Source organism: Xanthomonas sp. NCPPB 1132, assembly GCF_056629235.1.
On sequence record NZ_CM152819.1, the window covers coordinates 2,469,652 to 2,490,358 of the forward strand.

Sequence of the window (20,707 nt, forward strand, 5' to 3'; positions counted from 1 at the left end):
GGTGCGCAGCGATGGTCGGTCAATCGGGTTATCGGCCGGGCGCGGCCGAAATTGACAGCCGGCGGTCAGGGACGGCCGCCGGCGGTGGCTTGCCTGCTCAGAACTCCTGCCACTGCGCCTCGCTGGTCGCGACCGCCGCGATGGCCGGCCGCGGCCGCGCCGTCGCCCGGGTTCCGGCACGAACGGGGGCGGGGGTGCTCGGCGCGGTCGGCGCATTGGCGGCGACGCCGTGGTAGGTGTCCAGCTTGAAGGCGGCGATGGCCGCGCCCAACTGGCCGGCCTGGTCCTCCATCGAGCGCGCTGCGGCGGTGGCTTCCTCGACCAGCGCGGCGTTCTGCTGGGTGCTCTCGTCCATCTGCACCACGGTCTGGTTGACCTGCTCGATACCGGCCGACTGCTCCTGCGAGGCGGCGGCGATCTCGCTCATGATGTCGGTGACGCGCTGCACCGAGGTCACGATCTCCTGCATGGTGCGGCCGGCCTGGTCGACCAGGGCCGAGCCTTCGGCGACGCGGCCGACCGACTCGTCGATCAGGCCCTTGATCTCCTTGGCGGCGTTGGCCGAGCGCTGCGCCAGCGTCCGCACTTCGGTGGCGACCACGGCGAAGCCGCGGCCCTGTTCGCCGGCACGGGCGGCTTCCACCGCCGCGTTGAGCGCCAGGATGTTGGTCTGGAAGGCGATGCCGTCGATGACGCCGATGATGTCGGCGATCTTTTTCGACGAGGCCTCGATCCCGTTCATGGTGGTGACCACCTGGCCGACCACGTCGCCGCCCTGCGAGGCGACGGCGGCCGCGCCGGCGGCGAGTTGGTTGGCCTGGCGCGCGTACTCGGCGTTCTGCTTCACGGTGGAGGTCAGTTCCTCCATCGACGCGGCGGTGCGCTCCAGGCTGGCGGCCTGCTGCTCGGTGCGGCGCGACAGGTCGCCGTTGCCGCTGGCGATCTCGGTGGAGGCGACATTGATATTGGCGGCGGCGGCCTGGATACGGCCGACGATGGCCGCCAACTGCGCCGCGGTGGCGTTGGCGTCGTCGCGCATGCGTCCGAACACGCCGTGGTACTCGCCATGCATGCGCGCGGTCAGGTCGCCGGCGGCGATGGCCTGCAGCAGCGTCGACAGCTCGCCCAGGTTGCGGTCGCTGACGTCCATCATCGCGTTGAGGTCCTGCACCATCGTCCGGAAGCCGTACTGGAACCGCTCGGGGTCGCCGCGCGTGCCGAACGCACCGGCCGCCGCCGCCTCCGCCAGCTGCTTGATCTGCTCGCTCATCGCGGTCAGGTTCTGCTTGGCCATGTCCATGGTTTCGGTGAGCACGGCCTTTTCGCCGGGCAGGCGGTCCATGTCCTCGGACAGGTCGCCGATCGCATAGCGCTTGATGATGTCCAGCAGGCGCATCTTCACCGCGATATGCGAGGCCACCAGGTCGTTGGTGCCCTTGACCATCTGCCCGTATTCGCCCGGGAAGGCGTTCTCGTCCATGCGGTAGCTGATGGTGCCGTACGCGTGCTGGCGTGCCATCTCCTCCTGCGCGCGGATCACCGTGTGGATGCGCGAGCGCATGATCAGCATGTCGTCCATCAGCTCGCCGATCTCGTCCTTGGCGTGCGGGTAGGTGGCGCCCTCCAGTTCGCCGCGTGCCACCGCCTGCGACAGGCGCTTGGCCGCGTGCAGCTGGCGTGCCATGCCGCGCGCGATCAGCCAGGCGGTGACGCCGGCGAACAGCACGGCCAGCCCCAGCAGCGCCAGGATCAGCGTCTTGGTGTTGGACAACTGGCTGTCGGCGCGGTCCATTTCCCGATTCAGTTCGGCGACGTTGTACTCGGTGAGCGCCACGATGCGATCGAACAGGGTCCGGCGCAGCGCCCGCGACCGGGTGTCGGAGATCGTTTGCGCGCCGGCCACGTCGCCGGCACGCAGCGCGGCGCCCATCTCGGTGTTGGCCTGCAGGTAGGCCTTCAAGGTTTCCTGCACGCCGGCGTACATCTGCACCTGCTTGGCATCGCGCATCATCGTCGCGATGACCTGCTGGTTCTTCGCCACCTCGGTGCGCACCTTCTGCATGCGCTTGAAGTAGTCGGCCTGGGCCTTGGGATCGTCCGCGCGCGCCAACTGCGCCAGTTCGTAGGTGCGGAATTCGCCGAGCTGCGCGCGTACCTCGGCCATGGCCTGGGTCGCCGGTACCCAGTCGTGCTGGATGCGCCTGAACTCGGCGATCGAGAGATTGGTGCGCGAGTAGGTGAGGGCCCCCAGCACCAAGGTCAGCAGCGTGGTCACGGCGAAGGCGACGATCAGCTTGTCGCGGATTTTCAGGTGCGCGAGGACGTTCATGGGCATTCCATGTGCAGCAGCGGATTGAAAAGGACGGGGCGACCGGCGGGTCAGCCGGCAACGATGAGGCGAGGCGAGGGCGGCGACAGGGGGCAGGCGCGGCGGAGGCCATCCCGGAGCGTGCGCAGGCGGCTCCAGGATCTCCGGTGAGACCGCGTAGCGGAGAGCGGGTGGGCGGCACCGGCGGGCAAACGCCGGCCGGTGCCGGGACTGCGCGTGCATGCGGCGACGCGGCCTCGCCACGGGAGGCTGGCTGATGGTGGATGGCGAAGGCTAGACATCACGTGCTCCCTGAACGGTCGCGGTCGTGACCCGGCGATGTCATGCGCGGATCACGGAGCGTGATCCTGTTATCGACTCGTGCGGCGATTGCTTGAACCGCGCCAGGGGGCGAATCCTCGCGCGTCGCGTGATTGTTCCTATCGCAGCGGTATTGGCGCTCAATCGGCCCCGACGGTCGGGCCGGCCGTGCGGACCAGCCGCAGCGGCGCCTGCCGTGTGGTGGTGCGTGCCGTTACCGGGGGCGCGGTGCCCGCGCCGCCGTCCGCGCCGGCCGGCGCCGCGTCCAGCCGGAACACCGCCGCCGCCTCGCCGAGCCGGCGGCCTTGCTCTTCCAGCGCCCGTGCCGAGGCGCCGGCTTCCTCGACCACGGCGACGTTCTGCTGGATCGCCTGGTCCATCTGCGCCACGGTGCTGCTGACCTGCTCGATGCCCATCGACTGCTCCCGCGAGGCCGCGGCGATCTCGCCGATGATGTCGGTGACGCGCTGCACCGAGGTCACGATCTCGCTCATGGTGCGGCCGGCCTGGTCGACCAGGGCCGAGCCCTCGCTGACGCGACCGACCGACTCGTCGATCAACGTCTTGATTTCCTTGGCGGCGTTGGCCGAACGCTGCGCCAGCGTCCGCACTTCGGTGGCGACCACGGCGAAGCCGCGGCCCTGTTCGCCCGCGCGTGCCGCTTCCACCGCGGCGTTGAGCGCCAGGATGTTGGTCTGGAAGGCGATGCCGTCGATGACGCTGATGATGTCGGCGATCTTCTTCGACGAGGCCTCGATGCCGCTCATGGTCTCGACCACCCGGCCGACCACGTCGCCGCCCTGCGAGGCCACCGAGGCGGCGCCCACCGCCAACTGATTGGCCTGCCGCGCGTGCTCGGCGTTTTGCTTGACCGTGGAGGTCAGCTCCTCCATCGACGCGGCGGTCTCCTCGAGGTTGGCGGCCTGCTGCTCGGTGCGGCGCGACAGGTCCTCGTTGCCGGTGGCCAGTTCGGCGGTGGCGCCGTGGATACTGCGCGCCGCGGCCTGGATGCGGCCGACGATGTCGGCAAGCTGGTCGGCGGTGGTGTTGGCATCCTCGCGCATCCGCGCGAACACCCCGTGGAATTCGCCGTGCATGCGCGCGCTCAGGTCGCCGGCGGCGATGGCCTGCAGCAGCGTGGACAGCTTGCCCAGGTTGCGGTCGCTGACCTCCATCATCGCGTTGAGGTCCTGCACCATCAGTCGGAAGTCGTGCTGGAAGCGCGCCGCGTCGCCGCGCACGCTGAAGTCGCCGGCTGCGGCCGCGGCGGCCAGGCGCTTGATCTCGGTGTTGATCGCCAGCAGGCTGGCCTTGGCCGCGTCCATCGACTCGTGCAGCACCGCGCGGCTGCCGGGCAGGCGGCGGGCGTCGCGGCGCAGGTCGCCGTTGGCGTATTCGTTGAGGACGGCGATGGCATCGACGATCGCGTCCAGGTGCTCGAACATCATGCGGTTGATGCTCGCGGCCAGGTCGCCGTACACGCCGGGAAAATCCTCCGGCATGCGGTGGGACATGTCCTTGTCGGCGTGCAGCACCGCCATCCGTGCGGTCTCGTTGGAGAAGCGCTCCAGCATCCGGATCATCTCGCCGGTGGCGCCCAGCATCTGGCCGGTCTCGTCGCGGCCGGGATTGTCGATGCGCACGCTGAGATCGCCACGCGACACCGCGCGGATCGCGTCCAGGCTGCGCGCTACCGGGCGCAGCACGGAGCTGCCGATCAGCCAGTTGATGCCGAAGGTGAGCAGCACCAGGATGCCGCCGGCCAGGGTCATGACGCCGGTGAAGATCAAGGCCTGCCCCTGCACGTCGTCCATGTAGACGCCGGTGCCGATCACCCAGTGCCAGGGCGCGAACGGCGCGTTGTAGGAGACCTTCTCCACCGGCTTGTCGTTGCCGGGCTTGGGCCACAGGTAGTCGACGTAGCCGCCGCCGGCCTCGGCCACCTTCACGAACTCACGGAACACCGGCTTGCCGTCGGCGCTGAGCACCTGGCCGATGTCCTTGCCGACCAGGTCCTTGCGGGTGGGGTGCATCAGCATGGTCGGATGCATGTCGTGCACGTAGAAGTAATCCACGCCGTCGCGGGCACGCATCGACTCCAGCGTGCGCAGGGCGGTGCGTTGCGCTTCCTCCAGCGGCATGCTGCCCTTGTCCACTTCCGCGGCATAGGCGCGTACCACGCCCAGCGCCAGTTCGATCTGTCCCTTCAGCGCCTGCTCGCGGGTATTGCGGATGTCCAGGTACTGCATCCGCGCGGCGATCACCGACAGCAGGACGATGCCGGCACCCAACAACACGGTCTGCCACAGGAACTTGCGGCGCAGCGGCAGATCCGAGAGACGGGTGAGCAGTGAGCGAGACGACATGGACGTGGTCCTTGGAGTGTTCACTAGGCTTTAACGGCCGCGGCAGGGAAGAAGTTGAGTGCGCCGTGCGGCGCGATGTAGACAATCCTCGCGTCGACGCGGCCACAAAAAAATCCCCGGCGCGAAGGCCGGGGATGGGAAACGCTGCGACAGGCTGGGCCGGCCTCAGAATTCCTGCCAGTCCGAATCGGCCAGCGCCGGTTCGGCCTTGCGGGCGCGCACGGCGGGTTTGGCGGGAGCGACGGCCGCCGGCTTCTTCGCCACCGGTGCCGGCTTCGGCGTGGCCACCGCGTGCGGGGCATGCGTCGCCACGGCCTGTGCCGACTGCTCGACACGGAAGATCGACACGGCTTCGGTCAGCTGGCCGGCCTGCTCTTCCATCGAGCGGGCGGCGGCGGTGGCTTCCTCGACCAGGGCGGCGTTCTGCTGGGTCGTCTCGTCCATCTGCGTGACGGTCTGGTTGACCTGTTCGATGCCGGCCGACTGCTCCTGCGAGGCGGCGGCGATCTCGCCCATGATGTCGGTAACGCGCTGCACCGAGGCGACGATCTCGGTCATGGTCTGGCCGGCCTGGCGCACCAGGGTCGAGCCATTGGCCACCTGGCCGACCGACGCGTCGATCAGGCCCTTGATCTCCTTGGCGGCGTTGGCCGAGCGCTGGGCGAGGGTACGCACTTCGCTGGCGACCACGGCGAAGCCGCGGCCCTGTTCGCCGGCACGCGCGGCTTCCACTGCGGCGTTGAGTGCCAGGATGTTGGTCTGGAAGGCGATGCCGTCGATGACCGAGATGATGTCGCCGATCTTCTTCGAGGACGCCTCGATCCCGCTCATGGTCTCGACCACCCGGCCGACCACGTCGCCGCCCTGCGAGGCCACCGAGGCCGCACCCGCGGCCAGCTGGTTGGCCTGGCGCGCGTGTTCGGCGTTCTGCTTGACGGTGGAGGTCAGTTCCTCCATCGAGGCCGCGGTCTCTTCGAGGTTGGCGGCCTGCTGCTCGGTGCGGCGCGACAGGTCGTCGTTGCCGGCAGCGATCTCGCCGGCCGCGGCATTGATCGCGTTGGCCGCCTGCTGGATGCGGCCGACGATGGCCGCCAGTTGCTCGGCGGTGGCATTGGCGTCGTCGCGCATGGTCGCGAACACGCCCTTGAAGTCGCCGTGCATGCGCGCGGTGAGGTCGCCCTGCGACAGCGAGGTCAGCAGCTTGGACACTTCGCCGATGCTGTCGCCATTGGCCTGCAGCAGGCCATTGAGCTGCTGCGCCAGTTGCAGGAAGAAGCCGTGCTTGCCGTCGAGGCCGACGCGCCCGCTGAGGTCGCCGGCGGCGGCCTCGCGCACGATCTTGGCCACTTCCTGCTCGACCTGCGCTTCCAGGGTGCGGTCGCGCGATTCGCAGACGAACCCGATGTGGGTGCCGTGCTGGTCGCGGATGGCGGTGATGGTCTGGGCGATGCGTGCGTCGACGTAGGCCATCTCGCGTTCCATCACACCCTTCTTTTCCAGCTCCGACAGGGTCTTGGGATCGTGCTGGTTGCCGTACTCCAGCACGGTGACCGGCGAGCCGACCAGCGGCAGGCTCGAATCGAAGGCCGGCGCCACCGAGTGGATCTGCTCGGCGTACTTGTCGGTCAGGCCCTGCATCGAGGGGTTGGCGTAGACGATGTTGTAGTCCAGGTCGACGATGAACATGCCGGTCGAGGAATTGTCCAGCGCGGTGCGGATGCGCAGGTTCTCGGCAGCCACCGCGGCGTCGCGCTCGATGCGCCCGCGCAGGTCCTGCTGCATGCGCTTGAGCGCCTGCATCAGTTCGCCGAATTCGTCCTTGCCGTTGGCGTCGATATGCCCGTCGAGCTTGCCGCCGGCCACGTCGCTGGCCACCTTGACCGCATCGCGCACGCTGTTGGCCAGCATCCGCCCGAACAGGACGGCCAGGCCGACCGCCGCGCCGAGGCCGATCAGCAGGCAGATCAACAGGGTCGCGGAGGCCTTGCTGTAGGTGCCGCTGGCGGCATCGGCCGCGGCCTTGGCCTGGCGGTCGTTCTCGGCGATCAGGGCGACGACGTCGTCCACCACCTTGTTGTGCAGGGTGCGGGTCTCGCCGGTGAAGGTGTCGATGGCGTCGTCGTGCAGGTCGAGCTGCAGCATCTCGTCGACGGACTGGTAGGAGGCGCTGGCCTTCTTCCAGTCGGCGACCAGACGCTCGTAGATGGTCTTTTCCTGCGGGCTGCCGATCTTGGGCGGATACTGGGCCAGGATCTGGTCCATCTGCTTCTTCAGCGCGACCTTGCGCGCGGCCGATTCCTTCTTCAGCGCATCGCTGCTGCGGATCAGGCTCTGGTAGGCCGCATTGCGGTACTCGCCGAGGATGCCGCGCATTTCGCCGCCGGTGCGCACGCTCGGCACGACCTGCGCCGACACGTTGCTGGCCACGCCATTGAGCGAGTGCAGACCGCGATAGGCGGCCACGCCCTGGATGAGCATCAACGCCAGCACGACGCCGAACGCCAGCATCAGTTTGGGCATCACCTTGAGATCTTTAATCCACTGCATGAGCGCGTTTCCCGTAATTCGGAGGGGGCGACAAGGGCAAGAACGGCAAACGCCGCCGCGCCGGACCGCATGCACGGGTCCAGCACGGCGGCGCCGGGGCTTACTTGATGGTGGCCAGCTTCAGGCTGGACGGCGCGCTGACCTGGATTTCGGCGCGCGAGCTGTCCCGCTCGATCTTGCCGATCACGCACACGTCCTTGCCTTCCAGGGTTTCCGGCGGGAAGCCGAACTTGCTGCGGTCGGCGCCGGCGATGCGGGCGGAGAAGGTGTGGCGCGGGAACATGCCGCCCATGTACAGGAAGGTCGGCTCGCCCTCGGAGTTCTGTGCGTACTTGGCTTTCTCGACCTTGCCGCAGACCATGCCGTCCTTGCCGACGAACCGGGTGGCCATCTCCGGCGGGATCATCTGCTGGGACTGGGCGAAGGTGCTGGGGCTGGCGGCGAGCAGCAGGACCAGCAGCATGGGAAAGCTCGGTTTCATGGAACGACTCCTTGAGGGCGGGGGGATGAAGTGAGGGCCGTGTGATGCCGGCCACTCTTCAGCTATCGGCCTGAAACCGGTTAACTTGATTCTCACAAGTGATAAACAGTTCGCATTTCAATAAAAAACCCGCCGGGCGGCGGGTTTCGTCTACAGCCCGGCGGCGCAGGCCGCGTCAGGCGGCTTCGTCGACGTGGGCGTGCTGCTGGCCGAACTCGGCGCTGTCGAGCAGGGTCTCGATATCCAGCAGGATCAACATCTTGTCGTCCTGGGTGCCGATGCCCGAGATGAAGCGGGTGTCGACCGCGGCGCCGAACTCGGGGGTCGGACGGATCTGCTCCTGGTTCAGCGGGATCACGTCGGAGACGCTGTCGACCACGATGCCGACCACGCGGTTCTCCACGTTGAGCACGATCATCACGGTGAAGGCGTCGTAACGGGCTTCCTTCAGGCGCAGCTTCAGGCGCAGGTCGATGACCGGCACGATGGTACCGCGCAGGTTGATCACGCCCTTGATGTACTCGGGGGCGTCCGGGACCCGGGTGACCGAATCGTAGCCGCGGATTTCCTGCACCTTGAGGATATCCACGCCGTAGTGTTCTTCGCCGAGGGTGAAGCTGAGGAATTCGCCGCCAGTGGCGTCGGAGGTGGAGCTGGTCTTGTCGTTCATCGTGTGCTCCTGGTGCGCACGGGATTGCGGGTGGTGGCGTAAGGGGAAAGCGCGACTCTGATGCTAGATCGGCGCGGTGGCGGCGAACTTTAGGCCCGGAACGGGGTGCCGCTGCCGGCATTCAGGAAAGCACGCCGCTCTTGCGGGCGCTGCGCTGGCGTTCGATGCGGAATACGTAGCGCTGGATCGCCGCGTCGGCACCGCGCGGCAGGTCCTGGAAGCGCATGCCCACGCGCAGCGTGTCCTGGCCGTTGGCCAGCTTGCAGACATACATGTTGCAGACCTGCAGGGTCAGGCGGATGGCATCGGCATCGGGCAACTGCAGCACGCAGTTGGGGTAGCTCTGCTGCAGCTGCGGCATGGGCTGGCCCTGCACCAGGGCCACGGCCAGGCCGCCACCGCTGATGTCCACCACGCGCAGCTTCAGTTCCACCTTGCCCTCATCGTCCTCGAAACGCAGCACGCACAGCGGCGAGTCGGTGATCGGGGTCTCCAGGCGGAAATGCTCGCGCCGCTGCAGGTAGTACAGCGATTCCGGCAGCGCGGCGCGGAAGCCCGGCTGGCCGTCGTCGTCGGTGCGCTGCGGGGATTCGATGCGGAAACGTACCCGCACCTTGTCCAACTGGGCGAAGCACAGCAGGTACTCGGCCTGCTCGGCGGCGCGGTTGGAGGCTTCGTTGACGCTCAGGTCCAGCAACAGGCTGTCCTCGTCCAGGTCCAGCAGCGCGGTCGAGAAGGCCTGGTCGCGGCCGCCGACGTGGGCGCTGACCTGCGAACGCTGCTGGATCAGCGACTGCAGCAACTGGCGGATCTGCCGGGGCTTGGTCAGCAGGAAACGATCGTCCTCCACTTCTTCTTCCGGCGAAGACGGGACAGGGGAGTCGCTGGGGATGCCTTCGGCCATGGTGGACAATGCGTACTGGTGGTGGGTGAGGCGGCGCGCGTCGGCCCGCCCCACGCATGCTATCGGCTGAGCACGGCGTTTTTGTAGACCGGACGCACGTTGCCGACTGTGGCACTGGCGCCCAGCGGCGGGCGCTGCTCCAGGGTGAAGGATGCCACGGCGCGCGCCAGTGCGCCGGCTTCCTGTTCCATCGAGCGGGCGCTGGCGCTGGCTTCCTCGACCAGTGCGGCATTCTGCTGGGTGGCCTCGTCCATCTGCGCGACGGTCTGGTTGACCTGCTCGATGCCGGCCGACTGCTCCTGCGAGGCCGAGGCGATCTCGCGCATGATGTCGGTGACGCGCTGCACCGAGCTCACGATCTCCTGCATGGTCTTGCCGGCCTGGTCGACCAGCGCCGAGCCTTCGGCCACGCGGGTCACCGAATCGTCGATCAGGTCCTTGATCTCCTTGGCGGCACCGGCCGAGCGCTGCGCCAGCACCCGCACCTCGCTGGCCACGACGGCGAAGCCGCGGCCCTGTTCGCCGGCACGGGCGGCCTCGACCGCGGCGTTGAGCGCGAGGATATTGGTCTGGAACGCGATGCCGTCGATGACCGAGATGATGTCGGCGATCTTCTTCGAGGAGGTCTCGATGCCGCTCATGGTGGCGACCACCTGACCGACCACGCTGCCGCCTTGCGAGGCGACGGCCGCCGCACCCACCGCCAACTGGTTGGCCTGGTGCGCATGCTCGGCATTCTGCTTGACGGTGGAGGTCAGTTCTTCCATCGACGCGGCGGTCTCTTCCAGGCTGGCCGCCTGCTGCTCGGTGCGGCGCGACAGGTCCTCGTTGCCGGCGGCGATCTCGCCGGCGGCGGTGTTGATCGCATCCGACGCGCCCTGGATCTGCCGCACGATCGCCGACAGTTGCTCGGCGGTGGCGTTGGCGTCGTCCTTCATGTTCGCGTACACGCCCTGCAGGTCGGCATCGATGCGCCGCGACAGGTCGCCCTGGGCCAGCGCGCGCAGCATCTGCTGGATGTGACCCAGGCCGGAGGCGCCGGCGGCGAGCATGGCGTTGATCTGTTCGCCCAGCTGCAGCAGGAAGCCGTGCTTGTCGTCCAGGCGGATGCGCCCGCCCAGGTCGCCGGCGACCGCGCCGCGCACGATACCGGCGATTTCCTCTTCCACCGCCACTTCCTCGGTGCGGTCGGCCCATTCCACCACGAAGCCCAGGCGGTTGCCGGTCGCGTCGGTGACCGGATTGACGATCAGGCGCATGGTGTGGCCGCCGACGCGGATCTGCGCGCGGTGGGTGCCCTTCAGCTCGGCGAGCATGCGCGCCTGGTGCTCGGGATGGCGATGGAACACGTCGATGGTCTTGCCCAGCAGGTCGCTGGCATCGAACTGCGGCAGGTCGCGGCGCAGGTCGTCCTGCACGTCGCTCAGCATCTGCAGCAGCGGCCGGTTGACGTAGACGATGCGGCGCTCGGCGTCGGCGATCATCACGTTGGTGGTGACGTCGTCCAGCGCGGTGCGGATGCGCAGGGTCTCGCGCTGCGCCTCGCTGTCCTGCTCGCGGCTGCGCAGCAACTGCGCGTTGGCCGCCACCAGGGTGTGGGCGATGGACCCTTCCGGCAGGTCCAGCGCGCGGATCGCCGCCGACAGCGGCTGCTGCTGGGCCATCGCACGCGCGGCCTGCGCCAGGTCGTGCGGATCGTGGCCCACGTCCAGCAGTTGCCGGCGCATCTGCACCGCCATCGGCACCAGGATCGCCGTTTCCACGGCCACGTACAGCGCATGGATGACCAGGATGCCGATGCCCGCGTCGGCGGTGAATGCCAGCACCGGCAGGCCGCGGTGCTGCAGCCAGAAGAACAGCACGTGATGCACGGCGATCGCCGCGGCGGCGACCACGATCGGGCGCCAGTCGCGGTAGTACAGCAGCAGCGCGATCAGCAGGATCACGCCGAAGTGCACCTCGACCATGCCGCCGGACTGCTGGATCAGCACGGCGGCCTGCACCATCAGGCCCAGCGCCACGGTGCAGCGGCTCAACAGGCTGCCGGGGTACAGCTTCACCTGCAGGGCAACGACCGCCAGGGTCGGCAGGCTGACCGCCAGCCATGGTGTCCACGCGGCCTCGTGCCAGGCGGCGGCCAGGCTGGCGAGCGTGGCCACGACGGACACCGCCACGAACAGCCGGTCGGCCTGCGCCGCCAGTTTCTGCAGGTAGACGTAGCGCTCGTTGCCGACGAGAAAGTGGCCTTGGGTAGGCGAGGCGCTCATGCAAGGGGCTCCTTGGAGTCGGTGGGACAGCTGCACTGGACAGGAGAGATCAGCGGCGAGGTATCGGCGCTGGCCAGCAAGCGTGGGATCAGCGCGGCGGCGGCGATCGACGTGCCGCATCCGGCCAGTTGCGCCGGACCGGCGTAGATCAGGCGCGCATGCGCATCGAACACGATCAGCGCATACGGCAGCGCCAGCGGCGCCGGGCGGTCGCGCAGGTCCACGCTGTGGATGCCCGGCAGCGCGAGGGCCGCAGGTGCGGCGCAGGCACAGCCGGCCACGCGCAGGCGAAACGCAACGGCCTGGCCGGAGGGCAGGGCGGCGGGGGCGAACGCCAGCAGGCGTGTGCGGATGGCGTCGGCACTGTCGGCCGGTGGCGGGGTGGCGAGTGCCACCAACCGGGTGGCCGCCCAGATGCTCCAGAGCACCAGCAGCAACAGTCCCCATGGCACGCGGGCGAAATGTCGCGAGCGGTGCGTCGTGGCGGAGAGTGCCTGCATGGGAAACAGCCAGCGCGACGCCGGTACTCACCGGCTGCTCACGTTATCGACAGCACCTATCGTTCCTTAAGGTGGCAGTCATCACAATTCACGTGGTGGTAACGACGCTGATGTGCGCATCTCGCGAAAAACTTGCTGCGCAGTGCCAGAAACCCGCTCGGCTGCGGAACTGGTCCGCGGCCGAGTGGTGTGTGGGTGAGGTCTTGGCGTGGGGGGCCGAGGCCTGGGCGCGACAGGTGGCGTTTGTGCTCGCGCCACTGCCTGCGTGGACTCAGGCGAAGGCGTCCGCCGGCCTGCGTGCGGCCGACACCGCCGACGGGCGCAGCGGTGATGTCTGCGCTTCCACCTTGAACACCGCCACCGCCTGGCGCAGTTGCCCGGCCTGTTCCTCCATCGAGCGCGCGGCCGCAGTGGCTTCCTCGACCAGTGCGGCGTTCTGCTGGGTGCTCTCGTCCATCTGGGTGACGGTGCGGTTGACCTGCTCGATGCCGGACGATTGCTCCTGCGAGGCCGCAGCGATCTCGCCGATGATGTCGGTGACGTGCTGCACCGAGGTCACGATCTCCTGCATGGTGGTGCCGGCGCGCTCGACCAGCGCCGAGCCTTCGGCGACGCGGCCGACCGACTCGTCGATCAGGCCCTTGATCTCCTTGGCGGCGTTGGCCGAGCGCTGGGCCAGGGTGCGCACTTCGCTGGCCACCACGGCGAAGCCGCGGCCCTGTTCGCCGGCACGCGCGGCTTCCACTGCGGCGTTGAGCGCCAGGATGTTGGTCTGGAACGCGATGCCGTCGATGACGCTGATGATGTCGGCGATCTTCTTCGAAGAGGTCTCGATCCCGCTCATGGTCTGCACCACCTGGCCGACCACGTCGCCGCCTTGCGAGGCGACCGAGGCCGCGCCGGCGGCGAGGCGGTTGGCGTCGCGCGCGCGCTCGGCGTTCTGTTTGACGGTGGAGGTCAGTTCCTCCATCGAGGCGGCGGTCTCCTCCAGATTGGCGGCCTGCTGCTCGGTGCGGCGCGACAGATCGTCGTTGCCCGTGGCGATCTCGGCGGCGGCGCCGTTGATGCTGATCGCGGCGGTCTGGATACGCGCGACGATCGCGGCCAGTTGTTCGGTGGTGGCGTTGGCGTCGTCGCGCATGGTGGCGAACACGCCCTGGAACTGGCCGTGCATGCGCGCGGTCAGGTCGCCGGCGGCAATGGACTGCAGCAAGGCGGACAGCGCTTGCAGGTTGCCGTCGGCGGTGGCCATCAGCTGGTTGAGGCTGTCGACCATCAGCCGGAAGTCGTACTGGAAGCGTTCGGCATCGCCGCGCACGCTGAAGTCGCCGGCCGCCGCGGCGCCGGCCAGGTGCTTGATCTCGGTGTTCATCGCGGTCAGGTTGTGCTTGACCGTGTCCATCGTCTCGGTGAGGCGGGCCTTCTCGCCGGGCAGCCGATCCATGTCCTCGGACAGGTCGCCGATGGCGTAGCGGCCCATGATCTGCGCCAGGCGCTCGGTCACCGCGATATGCGCGGCGGCTAGCGCGTTGCTGTCGCGGACCATGCGCCCGTAGTCGCCGGGGAAGCTGCTTTCGTCCATGCGGTAGCTGGTCTGGCCCACGTCGTGGCGCCGCGCCATCTCGGTCTGTGCGGCCAGCACTTCGCGCAGCTGTTGCTGCATGCGCTGCATGTCGGCCAGCAGCCGTCCGCTTTCGTCGCGGCTGGGCACCACGATGCGGGCGTCGAGGCGGCCTTCGGCGATGTCGGCGGCGACACCGGCAGCGCGACGCACATTGCGGGTCAGCGTGATCAGCGTGTGCGCACAGATCGCCGCGATCAGCAGGGTCAACACGCCGAGCCCGGCCGCCGCGGACCACATCGCCTGCAGCGACGCGTCCAGATGCCGCTGCGACTGGCGCTGCAGCGCCTGCAAGGCGGTGGCGCTCAGGCCATGCAGGGCCTCGTCCCAGCCGTGCAGGGCCGCGTTCCAGCGCTGGTCGGCGTCGGCGCCGCCGCTGTCCAGGGCCTGCGCCAGTTGCGGCAGGGCGCGGTCGGCGACGGCGGCTTCGTTGCTCACCGCCTGGGTCAGCGCCGGATCCTGCTGCTCGAGCAGGCCAAGGGCCTTCTTCAGTTCATGTCGCAGGCGCGCCTGGTTGCGTGCCAACTCGCCGATCTGGGCGCGCAGGATCGGGGTCTCCGTGCCTGCCTGGGACGGATCGGGCATCGCGTCCAGTCGGGTCAGGGTCTGGCTGGTCACCGGGGCGTAGATCAGGCTGCTGACCACCAGGTGGTAGCTCTCCACATAGGGGGTGTAGACCAGTTGGCTGTCGTCGCGCAGGGCGTCCAGCGCGTCGTCGGCCTTGTCGGCGACCGCCGCGAAGTCGTTGCGCCTGGTCTGCAAGGTCTGCTGCAGCTGCGCCAGCGCCGCCGTGCTGCGGTCGAAGCCGGGGAGGGCCGGCACGGTCCGTTGCAGTTCGCCCAGCGCCCGGTCCGCGGTCACTCGCGCCTGCGCCGCATCGGCGCCGGTGCCGACCTGCTCTTCCTGCAAGGCCGCCAGCAGCGTCAGCATCTGCCGCAGTGGCGCATAACTGCGCAACTCGGCGCGGCTGACCTCCACGCCGTCGTTGAGCGTGCGGGTGTACAGCAGCAGCGGAATGACCAGGCCGATCAGGGCCAGGACCCCGATCAGACTGAGTTTGCGCGCGATGGGGAGGTCGTGCCAGATCCGCAAACGGGAGCGGCGTTCGGAGGCGGGCGGAGCGGCGTGGTTCGCGGAGTGCGACTTCATTGCGCGGGTCTCGGAGGAAGAGCGAAAGAAGGCCTGCGTTCCGGGGGGGAGCGCAGGCCATGGGAATGCAGGGTGGAGCGGACCGTCGTCGAGCTTCGCCCGGCTGGAACGCGTGCCTGCGGCGTGATCGCCGGGGCTCGACCGAATCGGGCAAATCTTTAGCGGCGGCGTTAGACAAAAATTGAATCTGTGATCCGAGCGAGTTAAACGGTCATCAGGGTCGTAGCGCCTGCGTGAGGACACACTGGGCCAAACATACGTGGCGCCACGCCGCACGGATGCAGCTGCGATGCAGGGTATTGTGCGATCCGCGGATGACGGCACGGTTCCGGAATGCGTCGACCTGCCGAGATGCCGTGAACGGCGGCGGTCTGCGGGTGGGAGGAACGTCCTCGCCCGATCCGTTCGCGCGATGGGCGCGTTGCGTGCCCGCGCTGCTGGTTTCGCACGCGGCCGACAGAGCGGGCTGCGCCGCTGTGACGCGGGGGCGCACGAGGCAGGTCGGCGCTGACGTGCCGAAGGAGACGCGCGATGCGCGTAGACGCGTGGACAGCCGATCGCCGGCTGCGCGTGTCCACGCAGCCGGCGTTCGATCAGGCCAGGGACGACTGGGGGTGCCGCTGACAGACGCGAGGTGGCGAGGCCGTGTGCGCCCTCGCCACCATGGCCTCAGAACTCCTGCCAGGCGTCGCCATTGCTGGCGGCGGCCACCACGGGGCTGCGTACCGCCGGTTGTGGGGCCGTGCCGGCCTTGCTCGCGACCCGGGCCAGCGGCTTGGCCGGCGCCGCGCGCACCGCGGCCGGCCGCGCGATGCTGGCGACACTGTCGATCTTGAACAGCGCGACCGCATCGCTGAGCTGGCCGGCCTGCTCTTCCATCGAGCGCGCGGCGGCGGTGGCTTCTTCGACCAGCGCGGCGTTCTGCTGGGTGGTCTCGTCCATCTGGGTGACGGTCTGGTTGACCTGTTCGATGCCGGCCGACTGCTCCTGCGAAGCAGCCGAGATCTCGCCCATGATGTCGGTGACGCGCTGCACCGAACTCACGATCTCCTGCATGGTCTTGCCGGCCTGGTCGACCAGGGCCGAGCCGGTGGCGACACGGCTGACCGAGTCGTCGATCAGCGTCTTGATCTCCTTGGCGGCATTGGCCGAACGCTGCGCCAGGGTGCGCACTTCGCTGGCGACCACCGCGAAGCCGCGGCCCTGTTCGCCGGCACGGGCGGCTTCCACCGCGGCGTTGAGCGCCAGGATATTGGTCTGGAAGGCAATGCCGTCGATCACCGAGATGATGTCGGCGATCTTCTTCGAGGATGCCTCGATGCCGCTCATGGTCTCGACGACCTGGCCGACCACGTCGCCGCCCTGCGAGGCGACCGAGGCGGCGCCCACCGCCAACTGATTGGCCTGGCGGGCGTGTTCGGCGTTCTGCTTCACGGTGGAGGTCAGCTCCTCCATCGAGGCGGCGGTTTCTTCCAGGCTGGCGGCCTGCTGCTCGGTGCGGCGCGACAGGTCGTCGTTGCCGGCGGCGATCTCGGTGGCGGCGGCATTGATGCTGACCGCGGCGGTCTGGATGCGGCCGACGATGCCGGTCAACTGGTCGGCGGTGGCGTTGGCGTCGTCGCGCATCCGCGCGAACACCCCCTGGAACTCGCCGTGCATGCGCGCGGTGAGATCGCCGGCGGCGATGGCCTGCAGCAGCGCCGACAGCTTGCCGAGGTTGCGGTCGCTGACCTCCATCATCGCGTTGAGGTCCTGCACCATCAGCCGGAAGTCGTGCTGGAAGTGCGCGGCGTCGCCGCGGGCGCTGAAATCGCCGGCCGCGGCGGCGGCGGCCAGGCGCTTGATCTCGGTATTGATCGCCAACAGGCTGGCCTTGGCCGCATCCATCGACTCGTGCAGCACCGCACGACTGCCGGGCAGGCGGCGCGCGTCGCGGCGCAAGTCGCCGTTGGCGTATTCGTTGAGGACGGCGATGGCGTCGACGATGGCGTCCAGGTGCTCGAACATCATGGTGTTGATGCCCTTGCTCAGCTCGCCGTACACGCCCGGGAAGTCCTGCGGCATGCGGTGGCTGATGTCCTTGTCGGCATGCAGTTCGATCATCAGCGCGGTTTCGCTGGAGAAGCGCTGCAACTGGGTCTGCATGCGGCTCATCGCGACCAGCAGGCGGCCGGGTTCGTCGCGCGCATCGGTCGCCACGTCGTTGTCCAGGCGGCCGTCGGCGATGGCCTCGGCGGCGCGGGTGGCGCGGCCCAGCGGCCCGGTCAGGCTACGGGTGATGGTCCAGCCCAGCAGGCCGCTGACCAGCAGGACCGCAAGGCCGCCGGAGATCAGGATGATGCGGCCGCGCGCCATCGCTGCCGAGGAGATCGCATAGGCTTCCCGGCTCAAGCGCCGCTGCAGATCGGCATTGGCGCGGATCGCCGCCTGTTGCTTCTCCATCGCCACCGCGGCATCGCCCAGCAGCAACGCCTGCGCCTGGGTGTTGAGATCCTTCTCGCCCAGCGCCATCACCTGATTGTTGAGCTGCACCGACTGCGCGCGCGCATTCTCGATCGTGGCCATGGCCTGGCGTTCGGCCGGGGTGGCCGGCATCGCCGACAATGCATCGTGCGCGGCCTTGTAGCGCGCCCGGTTGCGCTGCACGATGTCGATCATCTTCTGGTTGGCCGCATCGCCATCGACGATGGTGATGGACAACAGCCCGATCTGCACGTTGGTGTTGGCATCCAGCATCTCGTTGGAGAGGCGCACCTTTTCCATGTTGCGGTTGACGATGCTGTCCAGTTCGCGATGCGCCCTGGCCATGGTCAACAGGCCCATGGCGACCAGCACGCCGGACAGCAGGATGAGGATGCCGAACGCCATGCCCAGGCGCCGACCGACGTTATAGCGTTGCAGAAGTGCGTTCATAGCCGACCTTCGGGGGACAGAGGGGAACCGGGGCGCAAGTGCTGACGACCAGCGATTGCGACACGACCTGGCAATGCCGTGTCGCACCCTCAATATCGACATGTCGGTGAGAAGTTGAGCATTTCTCACCGAATTGTTGGCAAGCGCTCAGGAAGCTGTCCGCCCTCTGGCGCGTGCTGGTCGGCGAGGGCGAAATCCGACATGATTCCGACATGCGCTGGCGCGTAATGCACCGGTCTTTGCCTTGCGTCTTGCGGGCATGCATGGGTGCATGGATGGGCTGGCTGCTCGGTGGATACCGGGCGATGCCGCCGAAGCGGTCGCCATGCCCGCGGCATGGCGACCGTGCGACTCAGAACTCCTGCCAGTCGCCGCCGACCGCGACCGCAGCGCGCTTGGCGGGCTGCTTGTGCGAACGGACTGCTGCCTTGGCGACACGCGGTGCGTTGGCCGCAACGGACGGCCCGCGTACCGGGGCCGGGCGCATGCCGCCGGCCGCTTCGCCGATACTGTCGATCTTGAACAGCGCCACGGTGCTGGTGAGCTGACCGGCCTGTTCTTCCATTGAACGCGCTGCGGCGGTGGCCTCTTCCACCAAGGCCGCGTTCTGCTGGGTGGTCTCGTCCATCTGCACCACCGTCTGGTTGACCTGTTCGATGCCGGTCGCCTGCTCCTGCGAGGCGGCGGAGATCTCGCCCATGATGTCGGTCACGCGCTGCACCGATGCCACGATCTCGCTCATGGTGCGGCCGGCCTGGTCCACCAGGACCGAACCTTCGGTCACGCGCGTGACCGAGTCGTCGATCAGCCCCTTGATCTCCTTGGCCGCGTTCGACGAGCGCTGCGCCAGGGTGCGTACTTCGCTGGCGACCACGGCGAAACCGCGACCCTGGTCGCCGGCACGGGCCGCTTCCACCGCGGCGTTGAGCGCCAGGATGTTGGTCTGGAAGGCGATGCCGTCGATGACGCTGATGATGTCGGCGATCTTCTTCGAGGACGCCTCGATCCCACTCATGGTCTCGACGACCTGGCCGACCACGCTGCCGCCTTGCGAGGCGACGGCCGCCGCACCCACCGCCAACTGGTTGGCCTGGCGCGCGTGTTCGGCGTTCTGCTTCACGGTGGAGGTCAGTTCCTCCATCGAAGCGGCGGTTTCCTCCAGGCTGGCGGCCTGCTGCTCGGTGCGGCGCGACAGGTCGTCGTTGCCGGCAGCGATCTCGGTGGCCGCGGCATTGATGCTGACTGCGGCGGTCTGGATGCGGCCGACGATCGCCGCCAACTGCTCGGCGGTGGTGTTGGCGTCGTCACGCATCCTGGCGAACACGCCATTGAAGTCGCCGTGCATGCGCGCGGTGAGGTCACCGGCGGCGATCGACTGCAGCATCTGCGACAGTGCCTGCAGGTTGCCGTCGGCGGTGGCCATCAGTTGGTTGAGACTCTCGACGATGGCGCGGAAATCGTACTGGAAGTAGACGGCGTCTCCGCGTGCGGCGAAATTGCCGGCCAGGGCGGCGGCGGCGAGCTGGTTGATCTCGCCGCTCATGCGCATCAGATTGCCCTTCACCGCAGCCATCGCCGTGGTGATCGTGGCCTTCTCGCCGGGCAGCTGCGGCATGTCCTGGGACAGGTCGCCGATCGCGTAGCGTTCGATGAGATGCACGGTCTGCATTTTCACTGCGATGTGATCGCCGACCATCTTGTTCACGTCGTGCACCATGCGCGCGTAGTCGCCCATGAACGCGGTCTCGTCCATGCGGTAGCTGATCTCGCCGAGGGTGTGGCGGCGCGACATTTCTTCCTGCGCCCGGATCAGGTTGCGCAATTGCGTCTGCATGGTGTGCATGGCATTCAGCAGCCGCGCCGGTTCGTCGCGCGCGTCGGTGGCAACGTCGTTGTCCAGGCGCCCGCTCGCGATGGCTTCCGCGGCACGTGTGGCACGGTGCAGCGGCTGGGTCAGGCTGCGGGTGATGGTCCAGCCCAGCAGGCCGCTGACCAGCAGCACCATGACACCGCCGGCGAGCAACAGGTTGCGGCCATTGGCGATGGCCTGCGTCGCGTTGGCGTAGGCGGTCTGCAACTGCTCGTTCTGCAGGTCCACGTTCTCGCGGATGTAGCCGTTCCAGGCAAGGGTCGCAGGGCGCGAGCGATTGATCAGCAGGGTTTGCGCTTCGTCGTTGCGACTGGCGAGAGACAGCGCGATGACCTGGTCGTTCAGGGCGCGCGCGGTCGCCCGTGCCGCGTCGATCTTGGCACGTACAACCTTGCCTTTTGCGGAGGGCGGGAACTTGTCCAGCTCGGCACGCAATTCGGTGTAGCGCTGACGCTGCTTCTTGACCTCTGCCACAGCCTGCTGGTTGAGTTCGTCGCTGGTCACCATCGCCAGCGTGCCCAGCGCGCCAAGGATCTTGTTGTTGGCGTCGAGCATGTCGTTGCTGATGCGGGTCTTCTCGACGTTCTTCTTGACGATCTGGTCCAGCTCGGTCTGGGCGCGCGACATGGAGACCATGCCGGCTGCGACCAGCAGGCAGGACAACAGGATCAGCAGACCGAACGCACCAGCAAGCCGGCGTCCGACGTTGTAGCGTTGCAGAAAGGCATTCATGTCGACCTCTTCGTTGACGGTGTCCCTGGGACGTCCAGGTCCTTGTCCCTGTTGGCTC

11 protein-coding genes are annotated in these 20,707 nt (G+C 68.2%); all 11 read right to left on the minus strand.

The features are described from left to right. Positions 1–97 precede the first annotated feature (97 nt). Positions 98–2,329: a methyl-accepting chemotaxis protein gene (locus AC1G9L_RS10480; protein WP_481070960.1), complete on the minus strand. Its 2,232-nt coding sequence runs from the start codon at positions 2,327–2,329 to the stop codon at positions 98–100. 440 nt (positions 2,330–2,769) lie between these two features. Next, entirely contained in the window at positions 2,770–4,995 is a 2,226-nt protein-coding gene (locus tag AC1G9L_RS10485) for a methyl-accepting chemotaxis protein (protein WP_481070962.1), read from the minus strand. A 165-nt stretch (positions 4,996–5,160) separates the two neighbouring features. Continuing rightward, complete coding sequence (locus AC1G9L_RS10490) at positions 5,161–7,542, minus strand: methyl-accepting chemotaxis protein (RefSeq protein WP_481070964.1); 2,382 nt, start codon at positions 7,540–7,542, stop codon at positions 5,161–5,163. Positions 7,543–7,642: 100 nt separating this feature from the next. Continuing rightward, positions 7,643–8,023 (minus strand): hypothetical protein, encoded by a 381-nt coding sequence (locus AC1G9L_RS10495; protein ID WP_244667628.1) that lies wholly within the window; start codon positions 8,021–8,023, stop codon positions 7,643–7,645. 175 nt (positions 8,024–8,198) lie between these two features. Beyond that, entirely contained in the window at positions 8,199–8,693 is a 495-nt protein-coding gene (locus AC1G9L_RS10500) for a chemotaxis protein CheW (protein WP_010343304.1), read from the minus strand. Positions 8,694–8,814: 121 nt separating this feature from the next. Then, on the minus strand, positions 8,815–9,597 hold the full coding sequence (locus AC1G9L_RS10505; RefSeq protein ID WP_029562131.1) for a flagellar brake protein: 783 nt from the start codon (positions 9,595–9,597) through the stop codon (positions 8,815–8,817). Between the two features lie 59 nt (positions 9,598–9,656). After that, on the minus strand, positions 9,657–11,864 hold the full coding sequence (locus AC1G9L_RS10510) for a methyl-accepting chemotaxis protein (RefSeq protein WP_019799143.1): 2,208 nt from the start codon (positions 11,862–11,864) through the stop codon (positions 9,657–9,659). Next, positions 11,861–12,364, minus strand: a complete 504-nt coding sequence (locus AC1G9L_RS10515; protein WP_481070966.1) for a hypothetical protein — start codon at positions 12,362–12,364, stop codon at positions 11,861–11,863. Before AC1G9L_RS10515 ends, AC1G9L_RS10510 begins: the two co-directional genes overlap by 4 nt. A 271-nt stretch (positions 12,365–12,635) precedes the next feature. Next, a complete protein-coding gene (locus tag AC1G9L_RS10520; protein ID WP_019799141.1) occupies positions 12,636–15,134 on the minus strand; it encodes a methyl-accepting chemotaxis protein in 2,499 nt (832 codons plus the stop codon). 669 nt (positions 15,135–15,803) lie between these two features. After that, positions 15,804–18,047 carry a methyl-accepting chemotaxis protein gene (locus AC1G9L_RS10525; RefSeq protein ID WP_019799140.1) on the minus strand — a complete coding sequence of 748 codons (2,244 nt, stop codon included), beginning with the start codon at positions 18,045–18,047 and terminating at the stop codon, positions 15,804–15,806. A gap of 352 nt (positions 18,048–18,399) precedes the next feature. After that, on the minus strand, positions 18,400–20,649 hold the full coding sequence (locus AC1G9L_RS10530) for a methyl-accepting chemotaxis protein (protein WP_481068975.1): 2,250 nt from the start codon (positions 20,647–20,649) through the stop codon (positions 18,400–18,402). Positions 20,650–20,707: the final 58 nt, after the last annotated feature.

Bases quoted from the DNA above. Each gene is read 5' to 3' on its own strand.
- AC1G9L_RS10530 (WP_481068975.1), bottom strand. From the start codon at position 20,649: ATGAATGCCTTTCTGCAACGCTACAACGTCGGACGCCGGCTTGCTGGT.
- AC1G9L_RS10480 (WP_481070960.1), bottom strand. From the start codon at position 2,329: ATGAACGTCCTCGCGCACCTGAAAATCCGCGACAAGCTGATCGTCGCC.
- AC1G9L_RS10500 (WP_010343304.1), bottom strand. From the start codon at position 8,693: ATGAACGACAAGACCAGCTCCACCTCCGACGCCACTGGCGGCGAATTC.
- AC1G9L_RS10525 (WP_019799140.1), bottom strand. From the start codon at position 18,047: ATGAACGCACTTCTGCAACGCTATAACGTCGGTCGGCGCCTGGGCATG.
- AC1G9L_RS10505 (WP_029562131.1), bottom strand. From the start codon at position 9,597: ATGGCCGAAGGCATCCCCAGCGACTCCCCTGTCCCGTCTTCGCCGGAA.
- AC1G9L_RS10510 (WP_019799143.1), bottom strand. From the start codon at position 11,864: ATGAGCGCCTCGCCTACCCAAGGCCACTTTCTCGTCGGCAACGAGCGC.
- AC1G9L_RS10520 (WP_019799141.1), bottom strand. From the start codon at position 15,134: ATGAAGTCGCACTCCGCGAACCACGCCGCTCCGCCCGCCTCCGAACGC.
- AC1G9L_RS10495 (WP_244667628.1), bottom strand. From the start codon at position 8,023: ATGAAACCGAGCTTTCCCATGCTGCTGGTCCTGCTGCTCGCCGCCAGC.
- AC1G9L_RS10490 (WP_481070964.1), bottom strand. From the start codon at position 7,542: ATGCAGTGGATTAAAGATCTCAAGGTGATGCCCAAACTGATGCTGGCG.
- AC1G9L_RS10515 (WP_481070966.1), bottom strand. From the start codon at position 12,364: ATGCAGGCACTCTCCGCCACGACGCACCGCTCGCGACATTTCGCCCGC.
- AC1G9L_RS10485 (WP_481070962.1), bottom strand. From the start codon at position 4,995: ATGTCGTCTCGCTCACTGCTCACCCGTCTCTCGGATCTGCCGCTGCGC.